Below are 6381 nucleotides of genomic sequence, written 5' to 3'. Positions count from 1 at the left end.
GAGCCAAAACGCGCCCCGCCCCGCGCCGCCGACCTCGACAACCCCTATGGCCGGTATTACGGGAAGGCGCGAAGCTGGGAAGACCTGCGAAAATGACCCGACAAAAGAGTCTCATCCGCCCGATGGCAGATGAGACTCTTTCGTTTTTCCAAAGCAAAATCTGAAAAAAACTCCGCACAGAACCTGGGCGGGGTTTGTTGTTTCTGTGTCCGGGTTATGGTATACTCATTCCGTATCATCTCCGGTATCATGAAAACAAAGGATGTGGAACCCATGGACGCACTGGACAAAGCCCGCCGAGAGATCGACACGGTGGACGCTGCGCTGGCCGCGCTGTTCGAGCGGCGGATGGCGGCTGTGCTGGCGGTCGCCGAATACAAAAAGGCCCACGGCCTGCCGATCTTCGATGCCGCGCGGGAAGCCGTGGTGCTGGACAAAGCCGAAGCGCGCATTCAGGACCCTGCCCTGCGCCCCTATTACCGCGACCACGTACAGCACATGATGGATGTGGCCAAGCAGTACGAGGCCGAGGTGCTGGGCCGGAACCGCGCCGCCTATCAGGGCGTGGAGGGAGCCTTTGCGCACATCGCGCTCAAGGCGCTCTTCCCCCATGCGGAGGCGGTCAGCTACCCCACCTGGGACGAGGTCTTCGACGCGGTGGAACGCGGCGATGCAGCCCATGGCGTGGTCCCCTTTGAGAACAGCCACGCGGGCGATGTGTCCGCCGTGCTGGACTTGTGCTACAACCACCCCGCCCTGTGGGTCGTGGATGTGTACGACCTGCCCATCTCGCAGAACCTGCTGGTCCTGCCCGGCACCCAAATGAGCGAGCTGAAGCATGTGTACAGCCACCAGCAGGCCATTGCCCAGAGCGAGACCTTCTTAAAGCAGTTCCGCCTGCCGGCCACAGCCATGCCCAACACGGCCATGGCGGCCAAGTTCGTGGCCGAGAGCGGCGACCGGACGCAGGCGGCCATCGCCAGCGTGGAAACGGCGGCGCTGTACGGGCTGGAAGTTCTGGTGCCCAGCATCAACACCGATGGCGACAACACCACCCGGTTCATCGTCCTCAGCCGCGAAAAGCCCACGGCGGGCAACCGCTTCTCGCTGCTGTTCACGGTGGACAACAAGCCCGGCAAGCTGGCCGAGGTCATCCAGATCATCGGTGCCAGCGGCTACGATATGGAGTCCATCAAGAGCCGCCCGCTGCCCCATGTCCCCTTCGATTACTATTTTTACGTTGAGCTGGTGGGCGACCCCACCGCCGAAGAGACCGCCGCGCTGCTGCGCGCGCTGAACCATGTCTGCCGCACGGTACGGCTGTTAGGAGTGTACAACAAATGAGCGATTTTATCGGAACCAAGCTCACCATGAATCTGGGCGAGCGCAGTTATGACATCATCCTGAAGAACGGCGCACTGGAGAACCTGTACCAGTTCGCCCGGCTGGACCGCAGGGTGGCCGTCGTCACCGACAGCGGCGTCCCGGCCCAGTATGCCCAGCGGGTGGCCGACCAGTGCCGCGAGGCCCGGATCATCACGGTGCCCCAGGGCGAGGCCAGCAAGAGCTTCAAGATCCTGGAGAGCGTTTTACAGCAGATGCTCGATTTCAACATGGGCCGCGGCGACCTGGTCGTGGCGGTGGGCGGCGGCGTCGTGGGCGACCTGGCCGGATTTGCCGCTTCCATCTATATGCGGGGCATCGACTTCATCAACTGCCCCACCACCACGCTCTCGATGATCGATTCCTCCATCGGCGGCAAGACGGCGGTGGATCTGGGCGATACCAAGAACATCGTGGGTGCCTTCTGGCAGCCCAAACTGGTCATCGTGGACCCGGATACGCTGGCCACCCTCCCCCGCCGCCACTACATCAACGGCCTGGCCGAGGCGGTCAAGGCCAGCCTGCTGGCCGACCCGGAGCTGTTCGGCATCTTTGAAAAGGGCGACATCGACGGCCAGATCAACGAGATCATCTACCGCAGCCTGCGGTTCAAGAAAAACATCGTCGAGCAGGATGAGACCGAGCGCGGGATGCGCAAGGCCCTCAACTTCGGCCACACCATCGGCCACGGCATCGAGGCCGTCAAGGGCATCAAGGGCCGCCGCACCGTGGGCCTGTTCCACGGCGAGTGCGTGGCGCTGGGGATGCTGCCCATGATCGAATCCAAGGCGCTGCAAAAGCGGGTGCGGGCGGTCTACCGCCGCCTGGGCCTGCCCCTGCGCACCACCTACAACAAAGAAAAGGTGCTGGCCGAGATGCTGCACGACAAAAAGGCGCAGGGCGGGCAGATCACCATCATCAAGGTACCGGGTCTGGGCTGCTGGCGCGCTGAGACCATCCCGGTGGAGGGCCTGCGCCCCCTGCTGGGCATGGAGGAATGACCATGAAGAACACGTTCGGGTCTGCCCTCTCCCTGACCATCTTCGGCGAGAGCCATGGCCGCGCCATCGGCGCCGTGCTGGACGGCATGGCGGCGGGGGTGCCGGTGGATGAGGCGTTCCTTGCCGCCTGCATGGACAAGCGCCGGGCGCGGGGCGACGGCCTGTCCACCCCCCGCGTGGAGGCGGACCGGGTGCAGTTCCTCTCCGGTGTTGTGAACGGCCGGACGACCGGCACCGCCATCGCCCTGATGATCGAGAACCAGAACACCCGCAGCGGCGACTATGCCAAGACCGCCGACCTGCTCCGCCCCGGCCATGCGGATTACACGGCCTATGCCAAATACCACGGCTTTCAGGATGCGCGGGGCGGCGGACACTTTTCCGGCCGCATCACGGCGGCGCTGGTGGCGGGCGGTGCGGTGGTGCTGGGTGCCCTCGACCGGGCCGGCATCAACATCGTGACCCACATCGGGCGGTGCGCGGGCGTTGCGGACACCCCCTTTGCGCTGGATGACCCGGCGGCACTGGGGGCGCAGGCCGAAGCGCTGCTGAGCCGGGGCGATGGCTTTGCCCTGCTGAACGGGGAAGCCGAAGAGCCGATGAAAGCGGCCATCCGCGCCGCAGGCAGCGCAAGCGACAGTGTGGGCGGTACGCTGGAGACCGCCATCCTTGGCCTGCCCGCAGGCGTCGGCGAACCCTATTTTGACAGCATGGAAAGCGAGCTGGCCCACATGGCCTTCTCGGTCCCGGCCGTCAAGGGCATCGAGTTCGGCACCGGCTTCGGCTTCGCCGACCTGAAGGGCAGCGAGGCGAACGATGCCTTCCGGATGCAGGGGGGCCGCATCGTGACGGCCACCAACCACAACGCGGGCCTGAACGGCGGCATCTCCAACGGGATGCCGGTCGTCTTCCGCACCGTGGTCAAGCCCACGCCCAGCATCTACAAACCACAGGATACCGTGGATTACATTGCAAAACAGAACGCGGAACTTTCCATCCAGGGCCGTCACGACCCCTGCATCGTGCCCCGTGCGGCCATCGTGCAGACCTGCGCGGCGGCGCTGGCCGTCGGCGACCTGCTGACCGCGAAGTACGGCATGGCCTGGATGGAACAGCCCACCGCTTACCGCAAGGAGGAGCTGTAAATGGAATACGGACTCATCGGCTCCAAACTGGGGCACTCGTACTCGAAGATCATCCACGAGATGCTCTGCGGCTACCGGTACGACCTGTGCCCGCTGCCCACCGAGGAGGAGGCGCGGGCCTTCCTGACCCGGCGGGCCTTCAAGGCGATCAATGTGACCATCCCGTATAAGCGGCTGGTCATGGGATCCTGCTCCTACATCGACCCGCGCGCCAAGGCCATCGGGGCCGTGAACACGGTCGTGAACCGGAATGGCCTGCTCTACGGCTATAACACCGACTATCTCGGCTTTGCCTACCTGGCCGATGCCCACGGCGTGGAGTTCGCTGGCCGGACCGTCCTTATTCTGGGCACCGGCGGCACCCACAACACCACGAGCGCCGTGGCAAAAGATAAGGGCGCGGCCAGAGTGCTGACCGTCAGCCGGCATCCAGACCCCGAAAAGGGCGAGCTTTCCTATGCGGAAGCCGTTCACAGCGGGGCCGACATTGTCATCAACACCACCCCGGCGGGCATGTACCCGAACGTGGGGGTCTGCAATCTGGATGTGGCCGCGATGCCGGGGCTGGAAGCCGTCCTCGATGTGGTCTACAATCCGGACAAAACGGAACTGATCCTGCGCGCCGAGGAGGCGGGTGTGCCGGTGGCCGTGGGCGGCCTCGAAATGCTGGTGGCCCAGGCCGTGTATGCGGCGGAATACTTCCTGGACCGCAAGTTTGACGATGCCCCGGCCGAGATCCGCGCCATCACCGCCCAGCTCCGGAAAGAGCAGCTGAACGTGGCGCTCATCGGGATGCCCTCCTGCGGCAAAACGACCATCGGCCGCGCGCTGGCCGACCGGCTGGGCAAGCGGTTCGTGGACCTGGATGAGGAGATCGTCCGGGCCGCGGGCCGCAGCATCCCGGACCTCTTCGCCGCAGAGGGCGAGGATGGCTTCCGGGCACGGGAGGCCGAGCAGACCGCCCGCTTCGCCAGAGAGGGCCGTCAGGTGCTTTCCTGCGGGGGTGGGGTCGTCAAGCGGCCCGAAAACCTGCGGGCCCTGCGGCAGAACGGCGTGGTGCTCTTCATCGACCGCCCGCTGGACGCCCTGACCGTGGGCGGCGGGCGTCCGCTCTCCACCAGCGCCGAGGCGCTGAAGACCATGGAAGCCCAGCGCCGCCCGCTCTATCTGGCCGCAGCCGATGCGGTCATCCCGAACGAAACGACCGTTGCAGACGCCGTTGCGGCGGCACTGGAGGCATTGGATGCGATTTTTGTTCATTAACGGGCCAAACGTCAACATCACCCGCTTTACCGAGCCCGGTGTGGAGGGCGAAGTGGACTACAACGGCCTGCTGGATTATCTGGACGTTTGCTGCCAGCAGATGGGCATCGAGCCGGATTTCTTCCAGTCCAACCACGAGGGCGACATCATTGATGAGATCCAGTCGGCCGCAGGCCGCGCCGACGGCATCATCCTCAATCCGGGCGGCTATGCCTATTACAGCGTGGCCATTCTGGAAGCGCTGCAGCTCTGCGGTGTGCCCGCCGTGGAGGTGCTCATGAGCGAACCCAGCGGCCGGGAGCCGTTCCGGAACACGGACGTCGTCTCGTTCGGCTGTCAGGGCCGCTTTGCGGGCGAGGGCATCGGCGGCTATCTCCACGCATGCAGTTATCTGGTGCAGCTGCTCCGGCTGGACGGCGGCGCACAATCGCACATGGTGCAATAAAGAAAGAAACCTCTCAGCAGTGGCTGAGAGGTTGACACGTTGATAAAAGGGAAAGGAATGCAAGAAGATGATCATTTCGACGAAAAAAGGCACCCCGAAGGAAGAACTGGAAAAGATCGTGGACCGCTTTGAAAAGCAGGGCCTCGATGTCACCCTGATCACCGGCAAGGACTACAACGTCTTCGGTCTGGTGGGCGACACCACCAAGATCGACGAGCGCGATGTGCTCGCCAACCCCTGGATCGACAACGTGACCCGTGTGTCGGCCCCGTATAAGCGCGCCAACCGCCTGTTCCATCCCGCCGACTCGGTCATCGACTGCGGCGGCGTCCGGATCGGCGGCCGGGAGAAGATCGCCGTCATGGCCGGCCCGTGCAGCATCGAGAGCGAGGAGCAGGCCCTGCGCATCGCCCAGAGCGTCAAGGCCGGCGGTGCCGCCCTCTTCCGTGGCGGTGCCTACAAGCCCCGCACCTCTCCCTACTCCTTCCAGGGTCTGGAGACCGAGGGCATCCTCGACATGGTCAAGGCCCGCGAAGCCACCGGCCTGCCCATCGTCTCCGAGCTGATGAGCGAAGACCGCATCCCGGAGTTTGAAGAGTACGTCGATGTCGTGCAGATCGGTGCCCGCAACATGCAGAACTTCCAGCTGCTCAAGGCGGTGGGCAAGATGCACAAGCCGGTCCTGCTCAAGCGCGGCCTGTGCAACACCATCGAGGAGTGGATCATGAGCGCCGAGTACATCATGGCCGGCGGCAACGAGCAGGTCATCCTCTGCGAGCGCGGCATCCGCACGTTTGAAAAGTATACCCGCAACACGCTGGACCTTTCCGCCGTGCCCATCATCCACGAAAAGACCCATCTGCCCGTCATCGTGGACCCCAGCCACGCCACCGGCAAGGCCAACCTCGTGGAGCCGATGATGATCGCTGCGGTGGCCGCTGGTGCCGACGGTCTGGAAGTGGAGGTCCACTACGACCCCCGCCACGCATGGAGCGACGGTGCCCAGTGCCTGACCCCGGACAGTTTTGCACAGGCCATGGCCAAGTGCCGCCAGGTCGCATGGGCCATCGGGCGGGAGATGTGACCCTCTCAGGCCCCAGCTCTCCCGCAGGGAGAGCGTTTGGCAGAACGGGCAGAAGGAGGG

At 64.5% G+C, this 6381-nt stretch carries 6 protein-coding genes; all 6 read left to right on the top strand.

Annotation, left to right across the window (positions count from 1 at the left end; genetic code table 11):
• Window positions 1–273 precede the first annotated feature (273 nt).
• The 6 genes from J3350_RS12560 (at window position 274) to aroF (ending at window position 6321) form a co-directional block, all read left to right on the top strand.
• A complete protein-coding gene (locus J3350_RS12560; RefSeq protein ID WP_207686858.1) occupies window positions 274–1344 on the top strand; it encodes a bifunctional chorismate mutase/prephenate dehydratase in 1071 nt (356 codons plus the stop codon).
• Complete coding sequence (aroB, locus tag J3350_RS12555) at window positions 1341–2384, top strand: 3-dehydroquinate synthase (RefSeq protein ID WP_097791832.1); 1044 nt, start codon at window positions 1341–1343, stop codon at window positions 2382–2384. The genes J3350_RS12560 and aroB overlap by 4 nt, the downstream gene beginning before the upstream one ends.
• Window positions 2385–2386: 2 nt before the next feature.
• Window positions 2387–3529, top strand: coding sequence for a chorismate synthase (gene aroC / locus J3350_RS12550; protein ID WP_207686857.1), 1143 nt, complete (start codon window positions 2387–2389; stop codon window positions 3527–3529).
• Window positions 3530–4792: a shikimate kinase gene (locus J3350_RS12545; protein WP_207686856.1), complete on the top strand. Its 1263-nt coding sequence runs from the start codon at window positions 3530–3532 to the stop codon at window positions 4790–4792.
• Window positions 4773–5237, top strand: a complete 465-nt coding sequence (locus J3350_RS12540) for a type II 3-dehydroquinate dehydratase (RefSeq protein ID WP_207686855.1) — start codon at window positions 4773–4775, stop codon at window positions 5235–5237. Before J3350_RS12545 ends, J3350_RS12540 begins: the two co-directional genes overlap by 20 nt.
• A gap of 67 nt (window positions 5238–5304) precedes the next feature.
• A complete protein-coding gene (gene aroF, locus J3350_RS12535; protein ID WP_097791828.1) occupies window positions 5305–6321 on the top strand; it encodes a 3-deoxy-7-phosphoheptulonate synthase in 1017 nt (338 codons plus the stop codon).
• Window positions 6322–6381: the final 60 nt, after the last annotated feature.

Source organism: Faecalibacterium sp. Marseille-Q3530, assembly GCF_017377625.1.
Taxonomy (GTDB): Bacteria; Bacillota; Clostridia; order Oscillospirales; family Ruminococcaceae; genus Faecalibacterium; species Faecalibacterium prausnitzii_E.
Note: the sequence above shows the minus strand (reverse complement) of the source record. Positions and strands in the feature narration are given on the sequence as shown.